At 37.8% G+C, this 21,158-nt stretch carries 16 protein-coding genes and 1 other annotated feature; of the genes, 7 read left to right on the forward strand and 9 right to left on the reverse strand.

The genetic code is table 11. From position 1 onward, the window contains the following. Position 1: 1 nt before the first annotated feature. The 8 genes from walK to JOE23_RS07735 form a co-directional block, all read right to left on the reverse strand. On the reverse strand, positions 2–1,828 hold the full coding sequence (gene walK / locus JOE23_RS07700; protein WP_204437244.1) for a cell wall metabolism sensor histidine kinase WalK: 1,827 nt from the start codon (positions 1,826–1,828) through the stop codon (positions 2–4). Between the two features lie 4 nt (positions 1,829–1,832). Next, the gene (gene yycF, locus JOE23_RS07705; protein ID WP_017471558.1) at positions 1,833–2,534 is read right to left on the reverse strand and encodes a response regulator YycF; all 702 of its coding nucleotides are present in this window, start codon (positions 2,532–2,534) and stop codon (positions 1,833–1,835) included. A gap of 128 nt (positions 2,535–2,662) precedes the next feature. Continuing rightward, positions 2,663–4,111: a M23 family metallopeptidase gene (locus JOE23_RS07710; protein WP_204437247.1), complete on the reverse strand. Its 1,449-nt coding sequence runs from the start codon at positions 4,109–4,111 to the stop codon at positions 2,663–2,665. Between the two features lie 309 nt (positions 4,112–4,420). Continuing rightward, the gene (locus JOE23_RS07715; protein ID WP_204437248.1) at positions 4,421–5,713 is read right to left on the reverse strand and encodes an adenylosuccinate synthase; all 1,293 of its coding nucleotides are present in this window, start codon (positions 5,711–5,713) and stop codon (positions 4,421–4,423) included. Positions 5,714–6,056: 343 nt separating this feature from the next. Next, a complete protein-coding gene (gene dnaB, locus JOE23_RS07720) occupies positions 6,057–7,424 on the reverse strand; it encodes a replicative DNA helicase (protein ID WP_204437249.1) in 1,368 nt (455 codons plus the stop codon). Positions 7,425–7,654: 230 nt separating this feature from the next. Beyond that, positions 7,655–8,101, reverse strand: coding sequence for a 50S ribosomal protein L9 (gene rplI / locus JOE23_RS07725; RefSeq protein ID WP_204437250.1), 447 nt, complete (start codon positions 8,099–8,101; stop codon positions 7,655–7,657). Further along, entirely contained in the window at positions 8,101–10,071 is a 1,971-nt protein-coding gene (locus tag JOE23_RS07730) for a DHH family phosphoesterase (RefSeq protein ID WP_204437251.1), read from the reverse strand. The genes rplI and JOE23_RS07730 overlap by 1 nt, the downstream gene beginning before the upstream one ends. A gap of 45 nt (positions 10,072–10,116) precedes the next feature. Further along, the gene (locus JOE23_RS07735; RefSeq protein WP_204437252.1) at positions 10,117–11,064 is read right to left on the reverse strand and encodes a YybS family protein; all 948 of its coding nucleotides are present in this window, start codon (positions 11,062–11,064) and stop codon (positions 10,117–10,119) included. A gap of 434 nt (positions 11,065–11,498) precedes the next feature. Here JOE23_RS07735 and JOE23_RS07740 point away from each other — a divergent pair, with 434 nt between their 5' ends. The 3 genes from JOE23_RS07740 to JOE23_RS07750 all read left to right on the forward strand — a co-directional run bounded on the left by JOE23_RS07740 (position 11,499) and on the right by JOE23_RS07750 (position 14,493). After that, complete coding sequence (locus JOE23_RS07740) at positions 11,499–12,272, forward strand: HAD family hydrolase (protein ID WP_204437255.1); 774 nt, start codon at positions 11,499–11,501, stop codon at positions 12,270–12,272. 241 nt (positions 12,273–12,513) lie between these two features. Continuing rightward, a complete protein-coding gene (locus tag JOE23_RS07745; RefSeq protein WP_204437257.1) occupies positions 12,514–13,116 on the forward strand; it encodes a TetR/AcrR family transcriptional regulator in 603 nt (200 codons plus the stop codon). Positions 13,117–13,119: 3 nt separating this feature from the next. Beyond that, positions 13,120–14,493 carry an MATE family efflux transporter gene (locus JOE23_RS07750; protein ID WP_204437259.1) on the forward strand — a complete coding sequence of 458 codons (1,374 nt, stop codon included), beginning with the start codon at positions 13,120–13,122 and terminating at the stop codon, positions 14,491–14,493. 244 nt (positions 14,494–14,737) lie between these two features. Here the strand turns inward: JOE23_RS07750 and serA are convergent, their stop codons facing one another. Next, the gene (serA, locus tag JOE23_RS07755) at positions 14,738–16,324 is read right to left on the reverse strand and encodes a phosphoglycerate dehydrogenase (protein ID WP_204437264.1); all 1,587 of its coding nucleotides are present in this window, start codon (positions 16,322–16,324) and stop codon (positions 14,738–14,740) included. Between the two features lie 130 nt (positions 16,325–16,454). After that, positions 16,455–16,681, reverse strand: a binding site (T-box leader). Between the two features lie 211 nt (positions 16,682–16,892). Between serA and JOE23_RS07760 the strand changes: the two genes are divergently transcribed. The 4 genes from JOE23_RS07760 (at position 16,893) to JOE23_RS07775 (ending at position 21,142) form a co-directional block, all read left to right on the forward strand. After that, on the forward strand, positions 16,893–18,953 hold the full coding sequence (locus JOE23_RS07760; protein ID WP_204437266.1) for a BglG family transcription antiterminator: 2,061 nt from the start codon (positions 16,893–16,895) through the stop codon (positions 18,951–18,953). A 25-nt stretch (positions 18,954–18,978) separates the two neighbouring features. Next, a complete protein-coding gene (locus tag JOE23_RS07765; protein ID WP_204437268.1) occupies positions 18,979–19,446 on the forward strand; it encodes a PTS sugar transporter subunit IIA in 468 nt (155 codons plus the stop codon). Between the two features lie 16 nt (positions 19,447–19,462). Beyond that, positions 19,463–19,750: a PTS sugar transporter subunit IIB gene (locus JOE23_RS07770; protein ID WP_204437270.1), complete on the forward strand. Its 288-nt coding sequence runs from the start codon at positions 19,463–19,465 to the stop codon at positions 19,748–19,750. 129 nt (positions 19,751–19,879) lie between these two features. Continuing rightward, the gene (locus tag JOE23_RS07775) at positions 19,880–21,142 is read left to right on the forward strand and encodes a PTS galactitol transporter subunit IIC (RefSeq protein WP_204437272.1); all 1,263 of its coding nucleotides are present in this window, start codon (positions 19,880–19,882) and stop codon (positions 21,140–21,142) included. Positions 21,143–21,158 lie beyond the last annotated feature (16 nt).

Here is a 21,158-nt window from a genome sequence, read left to right on the forward strand (position 1 = left end):
CTCAACCCTCCCGTTTACGGCTAATCAAAGGTAAGGAGAAGTACACTTTAGTCCCATTACCTTCTTTACTTTCTGCCCATATTTGACCTTGGTGATTCAGAATGATCTCTTTAGCAATGGCTAGACCTAAACCCGTACCTCCAAGCTTTCTTGATCGTGCCGCATCTGCCCGATAAAACCGATCAAATACTTTATCGATCTTTTCCGGTGCAATTCCTGGACCTTGATCAGCAATCATAATCTTTACGCGATTTCGTTCCTTGGTCATCCGAAAGCGAATACTGCCTTGTTGGGGCGAGTACTTTAAAGCATTCGACATAATATTATCAACAACTTGAATAATTTTATCTTTGTCCATCCAGAGGAAGATACTATCTCGAGGAATTTGACGTTCAATTCTTACAGACTCGTCTTTGTTCATCTCAAAACGATCCAATACATGATGAAAAAACGGCACCACATTCACCCGTTCTTTTACCATTTCCTGCTCTTTATGATCCATTTTCGATAACTGTAGCAAGTCATTAACAAGCCGAATCATTCGTTCAGTTTCATTTTGAGTTACCTCTAAAAATTGTGGCGCAATCTCATCGTTTTGCCAAGCACCATCACTAAGTGCTTCTAGGTAACTTCGCATCGTTGTTAGTGGTGTCCTCAATTCATGGGAAACATTTGAAACGAATTCGCGACGCTCTTGTTCAACTTTTTCTTGTTCTGTCACATCACTTAAAACCGTAATTAGACCCGCAAACTGATCTCTCTCATCTTGTACCACTGTAAAATTAGCCTTTAATAAGAAAAACTGATTATCATCGCTAAAATCAATCGTCAGCGATCCGGAATCTTGCAGTTCCATAAAATCAACCGAATGCTCTTCAAGCTGTAAAACAGTAAAAATCAGTTGACCACGTACTTGTTCAATCGACTGACCAATTAAAATCGCGGCTGGATCATTCATCATCGTAATTTTTCCCGCTTCATCTGTCGCAATAACACCGTCTGACATATTTGCTAAGATTGAACTTAATTTGCGGCGCTCTTCTTCAGTCGTATGATTGGCTACTTTAATTTTCTCATTCATTTCATTAAAGTTATCAGCAAGTTGGCCAATCTCATCAGCACCATACACATTAACCTTTTGAGAAAAGTCACCTTCGGCCATAACTTGCGCTTGTTTTCGCATCTCTTTAATCGGCTTGGTGATCGAGCGAGCAACGAGTATACCTACTAAAGCGGATATGATGATCGCAACAAGGGTTCCATTTAAGAAAATATTATTAATTCTAGATAACTGCTGGTAAACTTCTTCCATCGATGCTTCTAAATAAATCGCACCCATCGGCTCATCCTCATTATTTGACATGGGATAAATCCGTACTAAATGTCGCTCACCGGTACTTTGATTCCGTTGAATCGATCGCGAGGGCGTTCCTGATATAATAGCAGGCCTGACATTACTATCACCTGTCACCAATTTGCCTATATCGTCAGCCTGTGTATTGGTACCCACGATCCGAAATTGCCGGTCTACGATTTGAAGCTTAGAATACACCTCACTCTGACCATATAATGCGAGAATATTTGCAACATCTTGTTCCAAAGTTGGGCCAGAGCCATCCTCAGGTCGATCTTGAAGGAATGCCTCTTTAATATTGTAACTGAGCACTTCTAAACGTTCTTCAATACCTTCTTCAAAATTTTCTTTTAAATCTGTTTCCAACCCTTGTGAAAAATAAGCGCCAATGACTTGAATCGCTAATAGCAATAACAAGATCATAATCGCGGTAATTTTCCACTGTATCGATTGAAAGAAACTCACTTTTTTCATGTGATTACTCCTGTTCAGGATTACGTAAATAGTAGCCAACACCTCTGCGTGTAATAATCCATAAAGGATTGCTTGGGCTATCTTCAATTTTCTCTCGAAGTCGTCTTACTGTAACATCAACCGTTCTAACGTCACCATAATAATCATAACCCCAAACCGTCTCAAGTAAGTGCTCTCTTGTCATCACTTGACCTAAATGTCGAGCTAAATAATGGAGAAGTTCAAACTCTCGGTGGGTGAGCTCAACTTGTTTCCCTTCTTTCGTCACGGCATATGCATCTGGATGAATCACCAGTGAGCTAACTTGGATATCTTTATTAGCGTTTGGTTGATCTAGTGGCTGTTGCTGACGCCTTAAATTAGCTTTAACACGGGCAATAACTTCACGATTACTAAATGGTTTCGTTACGTAGTCATCCGCACCCAATTCCAAGCCAAGCACTTTATCTATTTCAGAATCTTTAGCTGTTATCATAATAATCGGCATATTATGTGTTTTTCTCACTTCACGACATACTTCATTACCATCACGTTTAGGCAACATAATATCTAAAAGCAACAAATCTGGATTCTCCTGATGGGTACGTTCAATGGCTTCATCCCCATCATAGGCACAAACCACTTCGTATCCCTCTTTTTCTAAATTAAATTTTAATATATCTGCAATTGGCTTTTCATCATCAACAACTAGTATTTTTTGACTCATTTTGTAGCCTCCCGATCATATATTATTCTGTAGCTATATTTTAACGTACTTTATCACAAAAGTCTTTCTTTGTACAAGTTTAAGCAAAAGCCTCTGCTATTAATCTAGCAGAGGCTTAAAAGATAGTTTTAATTAAGCACTTGGTTGGGATTAATGGTAGAACCATTTTCTGAAACTTCAAAATGTAAGTGGACACCTGTTGAGCGCCCCGTAGTGCCCATGACACCAATTTTTGATCCTTTAGGTACAGTTTGTCCAACACTAACATCTACCTGCTCAAGATGAGCATACAACGTTTTGTAGCCATTATTATGGTTAATTACGATATAATGACCATACCCATTCGCGTCATAGCTGGTTTTTTCGACGGTGCCATTATCGGCTGCTAAAATATCGCGGTTTGATGGGCGAGCAATATCAATCCCACTATGAAATGAACCCCACCGCGGGCCGTACTGACTAGAGATATATCCGCCTACTGCCGGCCAAACAAAATCTCCAGTCCCTCTAGAGTCCATAACTTTCGTTCCTTCTACAATAATCTCATCTACAGCTTCTTTTACTACCTCTTCATTGATCGTCTCTCGTTCGGATACTTCTCCATTGACGCGCTCTATTGCATAATGTACTTCTTTCTCACCATCTTGACCTTCTTGCTTCGTCTCTGATTCACCACGATAGAGCTCTTCAGATTCTTCAATTTCTGTTTGATAGCTAATCGTTTCTTCAACAAGCTCTTCTTCATAAACAATCACATCAGCAAATGCTACATAATCGGTCACATTAAGCTCTTGTTCAAGCTGCAATAGACTATCTTCATCTAGATCATCATTTAAATCTAGTAATGTTTCCGTTGTTAGATCATATGCGGCTGCAATAGAGGATAAGGTATCACCGTCACTTACTTCATGAATCAGCTCTTCAAGTGTTCCTTTTTCTAAGATTTCAACACCATCTTCTACTGATAAAAGCTGATCTTTAGCTACGACCTCATCTGATAGACTTACCTCTTCAGATAAGCTAACATCTAATACCTTCGTTTCACCCGTCTCGAGCTCAACTTCGTCTGTATCTTGCTCTTCTAATTGTTCTAATATGTCTTCATCTACATATTTAGCTTTATAATCAAATAACGTTTGATCAACCATGTCTTCATTAGCAAAATACCCAACCATTTGATCGCCAAGCGCTAACACTGTTGCTTCGACCTCAATAATCATTACTTCGTCTAAGCTTTCTAGTAATTGGTCTTTATTCGTTTGATTGTTAAAAACACGTTCTGGGATAAACATAAGTTCTTGTTTTAAACCATATGTATAGTCATCATCTGCGTCTTGTTCAACCTGTTCCACACGTTCATCTATATAGTTTGTTACGATCGATTGATCATCGATAAAGCCGACATAATCATCATCTAAATAGATATGATAGATCGTCGGCAACGCTTGATCACTTTGAGCATTTACAACTTGTGTTTGTGATGCACCAAAGCCTATTAACATTAAAATCGCCAATACGATTATCATCGCTATTAATAAATCAGCTATTGATATATTTAAACGCCTACCTTTATACATGGTATAATCCTCCTGAACCGATTGTCTCATCCCTTATTTAACCTCTTGTAGATTACCATATTAAAAGATAGATTATAAACCCCTTTTATCATAATGTAATCAAACTGTATCATAGTTGGCATTTTTATCAATCTATTGTAATATTAGCCCCTCATTTGCAACTATTCAGAGACTTATCCTCATCGCATTAACTTTTTTATTCATAGAAAAAAGACATTGTTGGTTTGAGCTTGAGCTAAACCAACAATGTCTTATGATCGGCGTGCAAATGCTTTGACTGCTAGACGCCACATTTAAATAGAATTCTGTTTAAACCAAGCGATATACATTACGTATTTCGTTCGTTTGATTACGATCGGGACCAACTGAGAAAATTGACAATGGAATTTGTGTGAGCTGTGAAATGCGCTCCAAGTAGTGACGTGCATTAACTGGTAATTCATCCAGGCTTTTGACACCTGTAATATCTTCAGTCCAACCTGGTAGCTCTTCATAGACCGGTTCACATTCAGCTAGTACTTTTAAACTAGCGGGAAATTCTTTAATGATCTCACCTTGATAACGATAGGCTACGCATATCTTTAACGTTTCTATGCCTGTCAACACATCAATCGAATTCAAGGACAAATCTGTAATGCCACTCACACGTCTCGCATGAGCAACAACAACACTATCAAACCACCCTACGCGACGTGGTCGTCCTGTCGTTGTACCATATTCATTACCAACCTCACGAATCTGCTCACCAATTTGATCATTTAATTCCGTTGGGAACGGGCCATCACCTACACGTGTGGTATAAGCTTTCGATACACCAACGACATGATTAATCTTAGAAGGACCAACACCAGAACCAATGGTTACTCCCCCAGCAATGGGATTAGATGACGTGACAAACGGATATGTACCTTGATCAATATCAAGCATAACACCTTGGGCTCCCTCAAATAGCACACGACGCCCTTGGTCTAACGCATCGTTAAGCACAACAGAAGTGTCAACCACATATTTCTTAATTTCTTGACCATATTGATAATATTCATCTAATATATCATCAACTTTAAGCTCATCAACTTCATATACTTTTTTAAATAGTCGATTTTTTTCTGCTAAATTCTGTTCTAATTTTTCACGAAACACATCTTTATCTAACAAATCGGCAACTCGAATGCCCACGCGTGCAGCCTTATCCATATAAGCTGGGCCAATCCCTTTTTTAGTTGTTCCAATTTTGTTAATGCCTTTTTCCTCTTCTTGCAGTAAATCCAATTTTAAATGGTAAGGCAAAATAATATGTGCACGATTACTAATTTTTAAATTTTTTGTTTTTACTTGTTTATCCGCTAAATAGCTTAATTCTTCAACGAGTGCTTTAGGGTCGATGACCATTCCATTACCTAGAACACTTGTTTTTTCTTCAAAGAAAATACCAGAAGGAATTAAATGAAGCTTATAAGTCACTCCATCAAATTTTATTGTATGCCCTGCATTATTTCCACCTTGATAACGGGCGACAACTTCGGCATTTTGCGATAAAAAGTCAGTGATTTTCCCTTTTCCTTCATCGCCCCATTGCGTTCCTACCACTACTACTGATGTCATTTTCGGCACCTCCGCCAAACGGTATAGTTTAATTTATTTATATAATGTACAATTCAACCAAGGTTAGTGTACCAATCGCCATCTCGAATGTCAATTCATTTACGAACATTTAGTTAAAACTACTATATTTCGTTCGCCTTTTATCTATATTCAATAAAACGATGCCAGCTTTATACCCGTGAATAGTTTATTATTCCCTTAGTGATAAGAAAAACACTAACTTTTCTTATCCTTTTCTAACCGGATAAAACGAGCCTTCAATCGGTGGGTGTTTTACGGACGGTTATCTGTGATAAAAAAAAAGACAATGGTTGGCAACCATTGTCTGACATTCCCTGTACTATTACGCCGGTGGTACATCAGCATCACTGTAACGATGATCTAAATCGACGAATTTATTATATTCTTTTACAAAAGCAAGTTCTACGTTACCAACCGGACCATTACGTTGCTTTGAAATAATAATTTCAATAATATTTTGCTTCTCTGATTCTTTATCGTAATAATCATCTCGATAAAGGAACCCTACAATATCAGCATCTTGCTCAATACTTCCTGATTCACGAAGGTCTGACATCATCGGTCGTTTATCTTGTCGCGATTCCACGCCACGAGATAATTGTGATAGAGCAATAACAGGTACATTCAATTCTCTAGCTAATCCTTTTAATGACCTAGAGATTTCCGATACCTCTTGTTGACGGTTCTCCTTTGCTCCTGCTCCACTTCCTTGAATGAGTTGCAAATAATCAATTAAAATCATGCCAAGCCCATGTTCCTGTTTTAAACGTCTACATTTAGAGCGAATTTCATTAACACGAATGCCTGGTGAATCATCGATAAAGATTCCCGCATTCGATAAGCTTCCCATCGCCATCGTTAACTTCGCCCAGTCGTCCGGCTCAAGATGACCCGTTCTCAAGCGCTGGGCATCAATATTACCTTCTGCACAAAGCATACGATTAACCAATTGATCAGCACCCATCTCTAAACTGAAAATCGCAACATTCTCATCTGTATTGATCGCAACATTTTGCGCAATATTTAAAGCAAAGGCTGTTTTACCAACAGAAGGACGAGCGGCAACAATAATCAGATCATTACGCTGAAAACCTGAGGTAATTTGGTCAAGGTCACGAAATCCCGTTGGTATACCTGTTACATCACCATCGTGTTGATGAAGCATTTCAATATTATCATAAACATCAATTAGGACATCTTTAATGTTTTTAAAAGCACCGGCATTTTTACGATTACTCACTTCTAAAATATTTTTCTCTGCTTCACTTAAGACATCTTCCACATCATCTTCTTTCGTAAAGCTCTCTGTCACAATATCCGTCGCTGTACGAATTAAGCGACGTAACAACGCTTTTTCTTCAACTATTTTTGTATAATAACTCACATTGGCGGCTGTGGGTACAGCATTTGCTACTTCGGTTAAATAAGTAACACCACCGATATCTTCTAGCATTTTAGCATTTGAAAGTGCTGTTGTTACTGTGACGAGATCAATCGGTTCGCCACGATCAGTCAATTGCATCATCACTTGAAATATACGTTGATGTGCTGCCCGATAAAAGTCAGCAGGCATTAATAGTTCTGATGCGGTCGACATCGCCTCAGGTTCAAGAAAAATCGCACCTATGACAGCTTGTTCAGCTTCGATATTATGAGGGGGGGTCCGCTGTTCTTCCCATCCTTCACTCATGCCTCTCTCCTCCTTCTCCCAAACCAAAAAGCACTTAAAGCCTCTACATTAGCTAAGGCTTTTCTCTTAATATAGAAACGCACATTCACTTTAATATAAGTAAATGTGGCTTCACTTCTTAATACTTATCATTAGAAAAACTTGCATTCGCTAGCTCTTCCGTAAATCTGTTAGCTTTTATAGCATTGGTACTTTATCATTTTGGCCTTTATTGCTTCCGCTTTTTTAGTTTATGCTTCGGTGACATGTACACGAATCTCACCAGTTACCTCTGGGTGCAACTTAACAGGAACGTTTGAGTAACCTAATGAACGAATCGGCTGATCTAACTCAATCTTTCTCTTATCGATTTTAATATTATGATTTTTTTCAAGTTGTTCAGCAATTTGTTTACTTGTTATTGATCCAAACAAACGCCCGCCATCTCCGGCTTTCGTCTTTAAGGTGACTTCCAAGTTTTTTAAGGTTTCTTTTAATTGCTTTGCTTCTTCAACGATCTCTTGCTCCTTCTGTTGTTCTTTCTTCTTCTGAGCTTGCAAACCTTTTAAATTACCTGGCGTCGCTTCAACCGCTAAATTATTTTTTAATAAATAATTACGTGCATAGCCTTCAGAAACGTTTTTTACTTCCCCTTTTTTACCTTTTCCTTTTACGTCTTTAGTGAAAATAACTTTCATTAGTCGTCTCCTCCTTCGACTGATTGATCAATAATTTTAATTAATTGTTGATAAGCATCTTGAATCGAAACATCACTTAATTGTGTAGCCGCATTGGTTAAATGGCCGCCGCCATTCATTTGCTCCATAATTAATTGCACATTCACATCACCAAGAGAACGAGCGCTGAGGCCAACTCTCCCATCAACCCGCTCCGATATAACAAATGAAGCATCGATGCCGCTCATGGTGAGTAACGTGTCAGCAGCTTGAGCAATAACGACTGGACTGAATTCTTGTCCAGGTTCAGCTCTTGCGATAGCAATATTTCCTTTGTGAATAATCGTATTTTCTATTAAATGACTACGTTTAATATAAATGTCTAAATCTTCTTCCATAAAGCGTTGAACAAGCACGGTGTCAGCGCCTTTCGAGCGTAGATAGGAAGCTGCATCAAACGTTCTTGATCCTGTCCTTAATGTAAAGCTCTTCGTATCAACAATAATACCTGATAATAAGGCCGTCGATTCCAGCATATTTAATTTTAATGATCGTGGTTGATACTCAAGTAGTTCTGTTACGAGCTCAGCGGTTGAAGACGCATAGGGCTCCATATAAACCAGCGTTGGGTGTTCAATAAACTCTTCTGCTCGACGATGGTGGTCAATCACCACCACATAATCTGTTTTGTTTAATAGTCGTTCCTCTGCTACAAGTGAAGGTTTGTGCGTATCAACGACAACCAATAATGTCGATTTAGTCACCATCTCTTGGGCTTCCTCTGGCGAGATAAAATACGGCCATAATTCTGAGTTTCTCACTTCATCAATTAACCGCTCGACACCCGTATCTAAATCTTGCTCATCCAATACGATAAATGCATCGACCCCATTAGCAATCGCAATTTTTAAAACCCCTATTGCTGAGCCAACCGAATCCATATCAGGTGATTTATGCCCCATAATTAATACTTGCTCACTCTCTTGAACCAATTCTTTTAAAGCGTGTGAGATCACACGGGCACGGACACGCGTTCTCTTTTCCATTGGATTGGTTTTTCCACCATAAAACCGTACCTTTCCAGCATCGTCTTTGATAACGACTTGATCACCACCACGACCCAAAGCTAGATCAAGGCTAGACTGAGCAAGTTCACCTAATGTCGGCAACGAAACACCACCTAACCCAACGCCCACACTTAACGTTAATGGAACATTTTTGCTATCCGAAATTAGCTCCCTCACTTCGTCTAAAATTTCAAACTTTGTCTTCTCTAATTGAGCAAGAATTTGCTGATTCATAATGGCAAGAAAGCGTTCTTGAGACGTGCGCTTTAAGTATATACCATAATGATTTGACCAGTCATTAAGAATTGACGTGACCCGTGAATTCACTTGACTCTTTGCGGTGTCATCCATGGCTTGCGTAATCTCCTCGTAATTATCCAGAAAAATGACACCAAGTACGGTTTGTTCATTATGATATAAATTTTGAATTTCGATTTGTTTAGTACGGTCAAAGAAATATAATAATCTTTCTTCAGTCTTTATCGTTACTTGAAAGTTACAACCATTTAATTCAATGGTTTCGAGTGACTTACCTTCTCTGAGCGCTTGAACCAATTGCTCTGAGAAAGCACTAATCGGCTGTCCGACAAACGTTTCTTCCTCCGTAAATTGATTTAAGTAAGGATTGGTCCACTCTACTTGGAAGTGTTCATTATAGAGGACAATTCCAATCGGCATTTCTAACAATGCCTCTTCTCCAACCTTTTTTACCCGATGAGATAAAGTCGAGATATAAGCCTCGCGTTTATTAATTAATTGTTGCTCATATCGAATCGTATAATAGAGGGATAACCCTAATAAAATCGTCATCACAAGCCCTAAAATCCATTGAACAAACCACGTGAATCCTAAAAGTAAAAAAGCTAACAAATACGTGTAGACAATATGAGGACTAATATTTAGCTTTTTAATGAAAGTTTGCATTACTGTCAGCTCCTAATTAGACTGCACCAATCGATTCGGTCTGATCTATTTTAACCTTTTTTTCATCATGAATCCTACATCAATTATACCTAAGATTCTGGTCAGGTACAGACCTACAGGGAAAATTATTAGACTAAATATCGTAATTAGAACAGCAACAAACTTTGGTTGTTTCTTTGCATGCATATAATGGAAGACAAAAGAAAAACCTTGTAAAGAAAAAAGGACACCGATAACCACAGAGGCATTTCCAATAAGCGCCTGCAAGGATGAAGCTTGTTCTAATTCAAACCATGTCATCATCATAATGACAAAATATAGCCATAATGCTAATCTCGGCAAATTAAAACGTCGAAAAGGCGGAAAAGCGAGAGCTTTTCCAATCGATTTGTTCAACACCTTATAAGTGAGAAATTGTGTTATAACAGCTAGAATCATCGATGTCACCACAATTATGGATGGAATCAAATCTAACACCATCAGCATTTGTTCTTCAACCAATTGTAAGTCATCACCACTTAATGCCATCCCCCATTGTTCAAAGAGTACTTGGGTTGATGTTAACGACTCACTAACGAATAGCTGATATTCTGTTGCCAAACTAACGTCTGATAACCATTCAACGACAAACAGTAACACGATAAAACCCACGATAAAACCTAGTGTACCCTGGACCCATGTTTCATAAGGATGACGTTTTGCTTTGATCGATTGACCGATTAGCGTCCCTGTTAAAACGGCAAGCAAGGTTAGCGGTAATGATACGATAAACATATAGATAGCAAATAAAAATAGGGTTAAGCCGATGATCACGCCTAACCATGTTGCAGCCTTCCATCCCTGTCGATAGGCAAAAAACGCAATTGGAATTGGTAATATAAATAATGTCATAAGCTCAATTGCCGGAATCACCAAGGTCATAAGCAGGAAGGCGACAAATATTGCACCGACCAAAAAGCCTTCTTTTATTTTATTTAACATTTCTTCGTGCATAGATGACACCTCAATAGTAATAGATTGACTTAGAAAAAGCACAGCTATAGCGCTGTGCTTGCTTAAACTAAGCTTTCACTATCTTAATATAATGATTTACCCATCATTATAGCGATTTCTTTGCAAAATAACAAACGATAACGATTTAAGCAATTGTCGAACTTTTTTGAAAAAGATCTTCTTTTTTTCTTTTCACTTGTTATAATAACCATAGTGAAAGGATTCATTAATAATCATAAAATCACGTTTTTAAACTTGTCAATCTTCGAATTAAATTTGCCTATTCTTAAGTGAAAGAACTAGCTTTTCTTATACTTGGTCCTTTAACATTTTCACTTCGTCGTTTTCTACTTCTTCACTAAAATTTTATTCGTTTTAATTGTATAAAAAAGCTATATGATCAAAAAAATAGCCTATTAAAAAGGAGTTAAATCATGATTACTACCATTTTTTTTGATTTAGATGATACATTATTATGGGATAAACAAAGTATTAAAAAGGCATTTGAAGAAACATGTCAACGCGTTCCTGATTGTGATCCGCAAACGCTAGAAGTTGCTGTGCGTACACAAGCACGAAAGCTATATGAAAGCTATCCTACCTATCCCTTTACACAAATGATTGGTATCAATCCATTCGAAGGGTTATGGGGAACATTTGACGATCCAGGTCAAGACTTTCAATCGATGCACCAACTCATGCCAACTTATCGGGTCGATGCTTGGACAAATGGCTTAAAAGCATGCGGTATTGAAGATAGGGAACTGGCGAAAAAGCTTGCTGATCGCTTTATTATTGAACGAAAAAAGCACCCCTATGTTTATACAGATACGTTTAACGTGTTAAGCCAATTGAAAGGGCACTATCAACTCTTACTTTTAACAAATGGTTCGCCTTCATTGCAACAAACTAAATTAGCAATCACACCTGAAATTGCGACATACTTTGATCACATCATTATCTCTGGTGAATTTGGTCGGGGCAAACCTGATCGAGCCATCTTTGATTACGCTTTAGACAAGACAAATGCTAGAGGCGATCAAGTTGTGATGGTTGGTGATAATTTAATGACTGATATTCTCGGTGCTAATCGAACAGGGATTAAAAACATTTGGATCAATCATCATGGACAGGCAGTTGATCAAGTAAAACCTACTTATCAAGTTGATTCGCTAGCGGAAGTACCCAAGCTAATTAAAGCACTATAAAAAGAACCTTCAATTAGTGGGCTTTTTCACTCTTCCCCCACTGATTGAATCAAGACGTTAGCGTCCGTTAGCTCCCGCCTAAATAGATTGACCACTGTCCCTGTCCTCTATTTTGTGGTGGGTGGTTTACGGACGGTTATCTGTGATAAACATCGAGTGAAAAACAATGGTTTACTTGACTTAAATCTGTTACGATAGACTGACGACTGTTCGTCAGTCTTTTTTGTTAGGAGGTATGACAATGAGTGCTAATAAGATTAAAGTAGCTGCTTTATCTTTGTTCGCAGAACGCGGTTATGATGGCACATCATTAGCCTTAATTGCTGAACAAATTGGCATTAAAAAACAATCGATCTATGCCCATTTTAAAGGAAAAGAAGATTTATTTCTTAGCTTGCTAACGGAGACATTTACCATTGAGTTAGAGAGAGAGGAACAATTTCTCGAACAATATTACACAAGCGCGTTAGATACATTTCTAAAAGCGTCATTAGCAAGCTTCTTGTCCCGATATAATCATGATAACCGGTTAAAATTCTGGTTGAAAAATACCTTTTTACCGCCTATACATTTGTATGATAAAGTTAATCGGCAACTTAATAGATATATTCACGATGTAGAATCACTTTACATAAAGCGCTTTGAAACAGCGGTTAGCAAGCAGGAAATTTCAATGACAAACCCTCAACAAGCTAACCTTGCATTTTCTGCGTTAATTGATTCAGTAGCGGTCGAGCTCATTTATGGGGATCAGCAGCGTGCTACCGCTAAAATGGAAGCAAGCTGGGAAATTTATTGGAAAGGTTTAACAGCCACTAACCGCGACTTTGAAAGGGGGAGATAAATCATGTATCATGCCGAGACACTTAAAGAAAAAGTCCAATTATTTTTAAAAATTTTATGGCCAATTATGGTTACACAAGTCAGTTTATCGATGATGAATTTAGTCGATACCGTTATGGCTGGGCGTGTAGGCACCTCTGATTTAGCAGGTGTGGCAATCGGAGCAAGCCTCTGGTCCCCTGTATTCACCGGGATGAATGGCGTTATGCTTGCGGTTACCCCCATTATTGCTCATCATTTAGGGCGTGACGAAAAAGACCGGATCCATTTTATTGTGACACAGGCGGTTTACTTAGCCGTTCTGCTCGCGATTGCTATTATATTAATTGGCGGCTTCTTACTAGCACCAGTTCTTAATTTTATGAATCTTGATGGTGAGGTCCAGCATATTGCCCAACACTATTTAATTGGCCTATCAATAGGGATAATCCCTTTGTTTATTTCAAATGTGTTACGTAATTTTTATGATGGACAAGGTTTAACACGGATCACGATGTTTATCACCATTCTCGCCGTACCATTTAATGTCCTGTTAAATTATAGTTTAATTTTTGGTCAATTTGGGTTACCAAGGCTTGGTGGGATTGGCGCAGGCTATGCGACAGCCTTCACCTATTGGATTATTCTTGCTACAAGTGTGCTGATGCTATTTAAAATTGAAGTCATTCGTCGTTATAAAATATTCGTAGATTGGGTTATGCCATCTTTAAAGGCATGGAAAGAACAACTATCTATTGGTGTTCCGATTGGATTGTCAATTTTCTTTGAATCAAGTATTTTCTCAGTCGTTACTTTATTAATTGGGGTTATGTTTTCAACAATTGCAATAGCTGCTAACCAAATTGTAATCAGCTTTACTAGCCTGGTTTTTATGATTCCATTGAGTTTATCAATGGCTATAACGATTGTTGTTAGCTTCTCTATTGGTGGTGAACGACTTAAAGCAGCTAAGCAGTATAGTTTTCTAGGTGTACTTAGTGGCGTTGGTATATTAGGTATTGCGGCAATCTTTATGTTCTTCTTACGTGAACCTATCGCTAGTCTGTATTCAAATGACCCTGAGGTGATTCAATTTGCAGGTCAGCTGTTTCTTATTGCGATTCTTTACCAATTATCAGATGGTGCACAATCAGGCCTTCAAGGTGTGTTAAGAGGCTATAAAGATGTTAAAGTACCTTTTTATATTGCATTTGTTTCCTACTGGTTGTTTGGGATTCCCATTGGTTATCTACTCGCCGCCTTTACTGATGTCGGGCCATCCGGTTTATGGATTGGTATTTCTATTGGATTAACCTGTGCCGCAATCGGCTTCCTTTTACGACTCCGCTTCATCTATCGCCAGCAACGGCAGCAGGTCAATAAATCTGTTTCTACATGATTAATCGCGTAGGCGGTTGAGATAAAAAAGAAGTAAAAGCAAAAACGAAGTTGGGACAAAAGTAAGAGACATATGAAAGAGGTAATGGTTAGAAACACAAAGACTCAAGCATCTAAATTGCTTGAGTCTTTGTAAACTAAACTTAAAATCATTAACGGGATGAATGATCAATGAGAGTGACTAAAAATCGATGATTATTCGTATGCCAGACAGAAAATTCCGTCTTGCCTATCCGATATCTGTCTTACAGTTCAATGGCGGTCACTTCGAAAATATCAGCATCCTCGGTTAAAACAGCTAAATCTTGTTCTGTTACCGTTTCATCAACCGTTAGAAGCATAATAGCTGCACCGCCGACATTAGAACGTCCTACTTGCATGGTCGCAATGTTAATCTGATTCTGTGCTAACAGTGAGCCAACTTTACCAATCGCTCCAGGTTGATCTTTATGACGAATAAAAATGACATGACCTGCAGGTACAAGATCAACATTATAACTCTCGACTTGAACAATACGGGGCCCTAATCCCTTTAATAGGGTACCTGCAACAGCTTTCGTTCCGGTAGCTGTCTTTACTTCCACCTTAATTAAATTGATAAACCCTTCAGCATGGCTAGTAATATGCTCATTAATCACTAAGCCTTGTTGCTCTGCTAAATAAGCTGCATTAACATCGTTAATATGGTCTCCAAAATGGTTTTTTAATAACCCTTTAATTGTATTACGTGTTAAAGGCCCCACTTCAACATCATGTAGCTCTCCGGAATAATAAACATTGATCTCTTCAATAATATCGTCTGTTAAATGGGTTAAGAACATACCCAACTTTTCTGCTAAATAGAAAAATGGTTCAATTTTACGCATAATATCTTTAGGCACAGATGGTAAATTAACTGGATTCTTGACCAGATCACCATTTAATAAGCGAACAACATCATGACTGACATCAATGGCAACACTTTCTTGTGCTTCAATTGTACTTGCGCCTAAATGCGGGGTGGCAATAACTTGCGGTAGCTCAAGTAACTTATGATCCGTAGCAGGCTCTTGTTCAAATACATCTAGAGCTGCACCAGCCACTTTCCCCTCAACAATCGCTTGGTACAACGCATCTTCGTCAATGATTCCCCCTCTAGCACAATTGACAATTTGTACACCGTCCTTCATTTTGGCAATGGCTGCTGCATCAATTAAATGTTTGGTTTCTTTTAATAAGGGGGTGTGGATTGTAATAAAATCTGCGGCTGTAATGACATCTTCTACTGAACCTTGCGTCACACCTAATTGATCTGCTTTCTCCTCTGTTAAGAAGGGATCATAGGCAATCACTTTCATCCGTTGTCCTTTTGCTCTCAATGCCACTTCTCGGCCAATTCTCCCAAGTCCAATTACACCTAACGTTTTCCCCTTCAGCTCCACACCAACATGGGTTTTACGATCCCATTTCTGTTGTTTTAAGGCATAGTAAGCTTGGGGTATCTTTCGTGCTAAGGCCATTAACATCGCAACCGTATGTTCAGCTGCTGAATTGGTATTACCATCTGGTGCGTTAACGACGATGACGCCATGTTCAGTTGCAGCATTTAAATCGATATTATCAACACCAACACCAGCTCGACCAATAATCTTTAATTGCTTTCCTGCTGCAATAATTTCCTTCGTTACTTTTGTTTGACTTCTTACTAACAATGCATCGTAGTCAACAATCGTTTCTGCCAATTGCTCTGGTGTTAAATCTGTCAACATATCTACTGTAATATTGTCTGCATCACTTAACGGATAAATTCCATCTTCACTTAATGGATCACTAATCAGTACACGATAAGTCATTTCAACATTCCCCCTGTTTTTTTATCCATACATCGTCCATTCACTTCCAACTAACATTTTGCTCAGCTTTATCAACATCCATTAGCATCTCCTAAACCATAAAAAAACTTTCCACCCCCTATCATTATTAATAAGGGGCGAAAAGTTATCTCCGCGGTACCACCCTAATTTACTGCTCAACTCGATTGAGTCAGCCTTCATTAGTTAAATGGGTAACGTCCATTAACGATCGAACCTACTACAGTTTCGGCTCAATTACTCCAAAGTGCTGTATATTGGCTGAAACACTGGTTCTCACCACCCACCAGCTCTCTTTTGATTCAAATCCAATACACCTGTCTTCTTCATCATAATAAATATTGACTAATAATTTAGAATTTTCATTTATAATAGCATGTTTTTAGTAAAAGTCAACTCTTTTTTTCTTCCTATTTAACTACTATTTCGCTAGACCTTCATGATAAGATTTGATCACATCGTAGCACAAAATAGTAACAACGAATTGTGATGAAAACGTATACAACGTTGATTTTCTGCGTGCTACAATTTCAGCATAGAGAGGTGATCAATGATGCAACTTGATGCTAGAAGCCATAATCTTTTGAAAGAGGTGTTAAACCATCCGCATATAAAAAGTACAGCGCTTGAAACCAAATATGGACTTAGCAGAAGACAAATCAGCTATAGCTTTAACAAAATTAATGATTGGTTACTGACTAAAAATTTACCCTCTATTGATCGAAACCGTCAAGGGATGTTTATTATTGACCCGATTTTAACAAAAATATTACTTAACCAAGACGAACAAGACGCGGTGGCAGAACTGGTTCTTACAGAGGATACAAGGGTTAATATCATTCTATTAATGATGATAAGCCACTTAGATGATGAATTATCATTAAATCATTTTACTCAGAAATTAGATGTGAGCAAAAATACGATTTTAAATGATATTAAGCAAGCTCAATATCTACTCACAAAAGATGATTTAACCATTCATTACTCAAGAAAATTTGGCTATTACATTGAAGGAAATGAGTTTACGATTCGAAGAATGCTCGTCCATCTTATTAATAAATTGTTAAAAAGACTTAGAGGTACCAACTACCTAAAGGAAATAACGAACCTTTCAGATGAGCAACTCTCATCTATGCGATCTCGTATTGAAACTATTGAAAACAAGCTTAATATCAAATTTACTGATGAAAAGATGGAAGCGATGCCATTTAGTTTATTAATAACTCAAAATCGAATTAAGCACGATAAAACGATCACTGAACTTCCTGTGACTTATAACGAACTCAAGCAAACAAAAGAATTTAAAGTGGTAGAAAGCTTACTAGATGCGATCGATCCTTTACCTGTAACAGAAAGGTTGTTCTTTACATTGCACATACTCACCACTAATGTGTACTGGTCTGATCTGATTAAACAAGATATCATTCCTTGTTTAATTAATGCAATAAACGAAACACTCTCTATATTCGAAAAATATTCTTGCATCATGATTAAAGATCGCGAACAACTTGTCAATAAATTGTTATTACATCTAAAGCCTGCTTACTACAGAATAAAGTACCAACTTACAGAAATCGATGACTTTAATTATGCAATTAATGAAGAATTCTCTGAATTGCATCACCTTGTTAAAAAAGCGATTTATCCACTGACTGATTTATTAGGAAAGGACATACCAGAACAAGAAATTATTTACTTAACCATGTTAGTTGGCGGCTGGTTAACAAGACAAGGTGATAATTTGCGTAAGAAGACGAAAGCGATCATTGTTTGTCCTAAAGGGGTATCGGTATCAAAAATGATGGATAGTGTACTGAGAGAAGTATTTCCTGAATTTGTATTTTTAGAATCTCTGTCTGTAAGAGAGTTTTATCAATTTAAGCTTGATTATGACATTGTATTTAGTTTAATCCCTTTAGAGTCAGATAAAAAAGTCTTTATCGTTAAATCTTTTCTAGAAAAAGAAGATAAATATCATTTAAGAAAACAAGTGATCAGTTCTTTATATGGGTACACCAATGATGCTCTTAATGTTGAGGCGTTGGTTAATCTGATTGAGAAGGATGCCACGATACAGAACAAAGACAATTTGATTAAGAGAATTTATACATTTATTAATCAAAACACTTATGCTCAGACCGCCTTAACTGAGAAGTCAGTGACACCTGATTTAGCAGACTTTATACCTTCTGCTAATATCACACTTAAGAAAAATCTATCGTCTTGGAATGAAGCACTAAGGTTAACAGCTAAACCTTTAATTAGAGACGGTAGTATAACAGAAAATTATATCCAAGCGGTTATCGATCATTGTCAAACAGACCCTTATATCATTATCGGATCTGGTATTGCTATCCCACATGCAAGCCCAGAGAATGGGGTGAATAAGGTGGGCATGAGCTTGTTGCGCATTGAAGATGGTGTGACATTTGCAGAACATTATCAGATTCATATTATTGTGCTGATTGCTGCATTAGATAAGCAACAACACTTTAAGGCATTAACACAACTACTCAAGTTATCGGGAACGACATCTGATCTAGACACAATTAAACAGGCGAAAGTAAAAAAAGAAATCACTGCTATTTTAAAAAAATATAAAAAAAATTAGTCCATTTTGTTAGGGGGAACACCTTTTGAAACATTTACAATTTGATGAATCATTTATTTTGAAAAATCTTGAAGCTAAATCAAAAGAAGATGCAATCACACAATTGGCAACACTCTTATTTGAAAAAGGCTTGGTAAGAGAAAGCTATATCGACGCAGTACTAGACAGAGAAAAGCGTTATGCAACCGGATTGCCAACCAAAGGTCATGCCGTTGCCATCCCTCATACCGATATTATTCATGTCAATCACAAAGCACTAGCTTTAGGGGTCCTTAAAGAGCCTGTAGATTTTGGCATTATGGGTGAGGATAGTAAATCAACACCTGTTTCAATCATTTTTATGCTTGCGATGGATGAAGAGCATTCCCAATTAACACTTTTACAAAATTTAATGGGCATTTTTCAAGATGAAGAGATCCTCCATTTTTTAATGGAAGAAGAGAACATGACCATCATTAAAGAGAAATTATTAACAGCTTTAGCTGTTCATTGAAAGGAGGTGAAGACAAATGAAGAAAAAAAATGTATTAGTTGCTTGTGGTGCTGGTATCGCGACTTCAACTGTTGTTAATAGTGCGATCGAGGAATTGGCAAAAGAGCATCACATCGATGTTAACTTAATTCAGATTAAGATTGCGGAAATTTCATCTTATATTGAAACAGCAGACTTACTCGTGAGCACCACCATTGTACAAAAAGAGTACCCATTTCCTGTCATTAATGCTCAAGCCTTCTTAACAGGTATAGGGTTAGACAAAGTAAAACAAGACATTGTTGAAGAGCTAAAAAAAGAGTAAGAACATAGCTTTTTTACAGATAGCTAGATGCAGATAATGTATGAAACAAAGGGGATCGATTTCTTTGCATAAATGCGTTGAAATAGAAATGCATTCAGACACAAACAGATATTGAAGGAGGAAGTTTCCATGCAAAGTATGATAGATTTTTTACAAGGCTTTTTAGACTTAGGTGCGACCGTTATCTTACCTGTTGTCATCTTTTTACTTGGCTTACTTTTCGGACAGAAACCGAGTAAAGCATTTCGATCGGGTTTAACAATAGGGGTTGCTTTTGTCGGGATTTTCTTAGTCGTTGATTTATTAGTTAATAATCTTGGTCCTGCTGCTCAAGGGATGGTTGAGCGTTTTGGGATTGATTTAAATGTTATTGATGTGGGATGGCCAGCAGCAGCATCGATCTCTTGGGCTTCTCCAATAGCTGCTTTCATGATCCCTGTTGGTATCCTTTTAAATATTATTATGTTAGTTACAAAAACAACGAAAACAATGAATGTAGATATTTGGAATTTTTGGCATTTCACTTTTATTGGAGCGATGGTTCACACCTATACAGGAAGCCTTATTCAAGGAATAATCGCCGCTTTACTATTTGAAATTGCTTGTTTAAAAGTTGCTGACTATACAGCACCCATGCTTGAAGATTATTTCGGATTACCAGGGATCTCAATTGCTACAGGTAGTACGATTTCCTATGCGCCCATCGGCATACCTCTCGTTAAGTTAATTCAGAAGATACCTGGTTTAAATAAATTAAATGCTGATCCTGACACTATTCAAAAACGATTTGGTCTCTTCGGTGAAGGTATCTTTATGGGACTGATATTAGGGATTACTTTAGGTTTGTTAGCAGGTTATGAGATTGGTCAAGTTATTGAAATCGGTATGGCAATGGCAGCGGTAATGGTGTTGATGCCAAGAATGGTAAAAATACTGATGGAAGGTTTAACCCCTGTTTCGGAATCAGCTCGCGAATTTTTACAGAAAAGGTTTGGTGCACAGAAGATTTATATCGGTTTAGATGCGGCCGTAGCTATTGGTCACCCAGCGGTAATCTCAACAGCACTCATTCTCGTTCCTATTACGGTTGCTATTGCGGTCTTTTTACCAGGTAATAACTTGTTACCTTTTGGAGACTTAGCAACGATTCCGTTTATTGTTGCTTTTATAGTAGGGGCAGCAAGAGGAAATATTGTTCACTCGGTATTGGTAGGGACTGTTGTTATTGCCCTATCATTATATATCGCAACTGATGTAGCCGTGATTCATACCGAAATGGCTGTTGATGCGAATTTTAACATGCCAGAGGGCACAAACTTAATTTCTAGTATTGATCAAGGTGGTAACGTCATCAACTATATCATTTACCGATTGTTCGCGATATTTAATTAACACTTAAATATAACGA

Origin of the sequence: Amphibacillus cookii (assembly GCF_016908375.1) — a bacterium.
GTDB lineage: Bacteria > Bacillota > Bacilli > Bacillales > Amphibacillaceae > Amphibacillus_C > Amphibacillus_C cookii.

Bases quoted from the DNA above. Each gene is read 5' to 3' on its own strand.
- walK (WP_204437244.1), bottom strand. From the start codon at position 1,828: ATGAAAAAAGTGAGTTTCTTTCAATCGATACAGTGGAAAATTACCGCG.
- yycF (WP_017471558.1), bottom strand. From the start codon at position 2,534: ATGAGTCAAAAAATACTAGTTGTTGATGATGAAAAGCCAATTGCAGAT.
- JOE23_RS07710 (WP_204437247.1), bottom strand. From the start codon at position 4,111: ATGTATAAAGGTAGGCGTTTAAATATATCAATAGCTGATTTATTAATA.
- JOE23_RS07715 (WP_204437248.1), bottom strand. From the start codon at position 5,713: ATGACATCAGTAGTAGTGGTAGGAACGCAATGGGGCGATGAAGGAAAA.
- dnaB (WP_204437249.1), bottom strand. From the start codon at position 7,424: ATGAGTGAAGGATGGGAAGAACAGCGGACCCCCCCTCATAATATCGAA.
- rplI (WP_204437250.1), bottom strand. From the start codon at position 8,101: ATGAAAGTTATTTTCACTAAAGACGTAAAAGGAAAAGGTAAAAAAGGG.
- JOE23_RS07730 (WP_204437251.1), bottom strand. From the start codon at position 10,071: ATGCAAACTTTCATTAAAAAGCTAAATATTAGTCCTCATATTGTCTAC.
- JOE23_RS07735 (WP_204437252.1), bottom strand. From the start codon at position 11,064: ATGCACGAAGAAATGTTAAATAAAATAAAAGAAGGCTTTTTGGTCGGT.
- JOE23_RS07740 (WP_204437255.1), top strand. From the start codon at position 11,499: ATGATTACTACCATTTTTTTTGATTTAGATGATACATTATTATGGGAT.
- JOE23_RS07745 (WP_204437257.1), top strand. From the start codon at position 12,514: ATGAGTGCTAATAAGATTAAAGTAGCTGCTTTATCTTTGTTCGCAGAA.
- JOE23_RS07750 (WP_204437259.1), top strand. From the start codon at position 13,120: ATGTATCATGCCGAGACACTTAAAGAAAAAGTCCAATTATTTTTAAAA.
- serA (WP_204437264.1), bottom strand. From the start codon at position 16,324: ATGACTTATCGTGTACTGATTAGTGATCCATTAAGTGAAGATGGAATT.
- JOE23_RS07760 (WP_204437266.1), top strand. From the start codon at position 16,893: ATGATGCAACTTGATGCTAGAAGCCATAATCTTTTGAAAGAGGTGTTA.
- JOE23_RS07770 (WP_204437270.1), top strand. From the start codon at position 19,463: ATGAAGAAAAAAAATGTATTAGTTGCTTGTGGTGCTGGTATCGCGACT.
- JOE23_RS07775 (WP_204437272.1), top strand. From the start codon at position 19,880: ATGCAAAGTATGATAGATTTTTTACAAGGCTTTTTAGACTTAGGTGCG.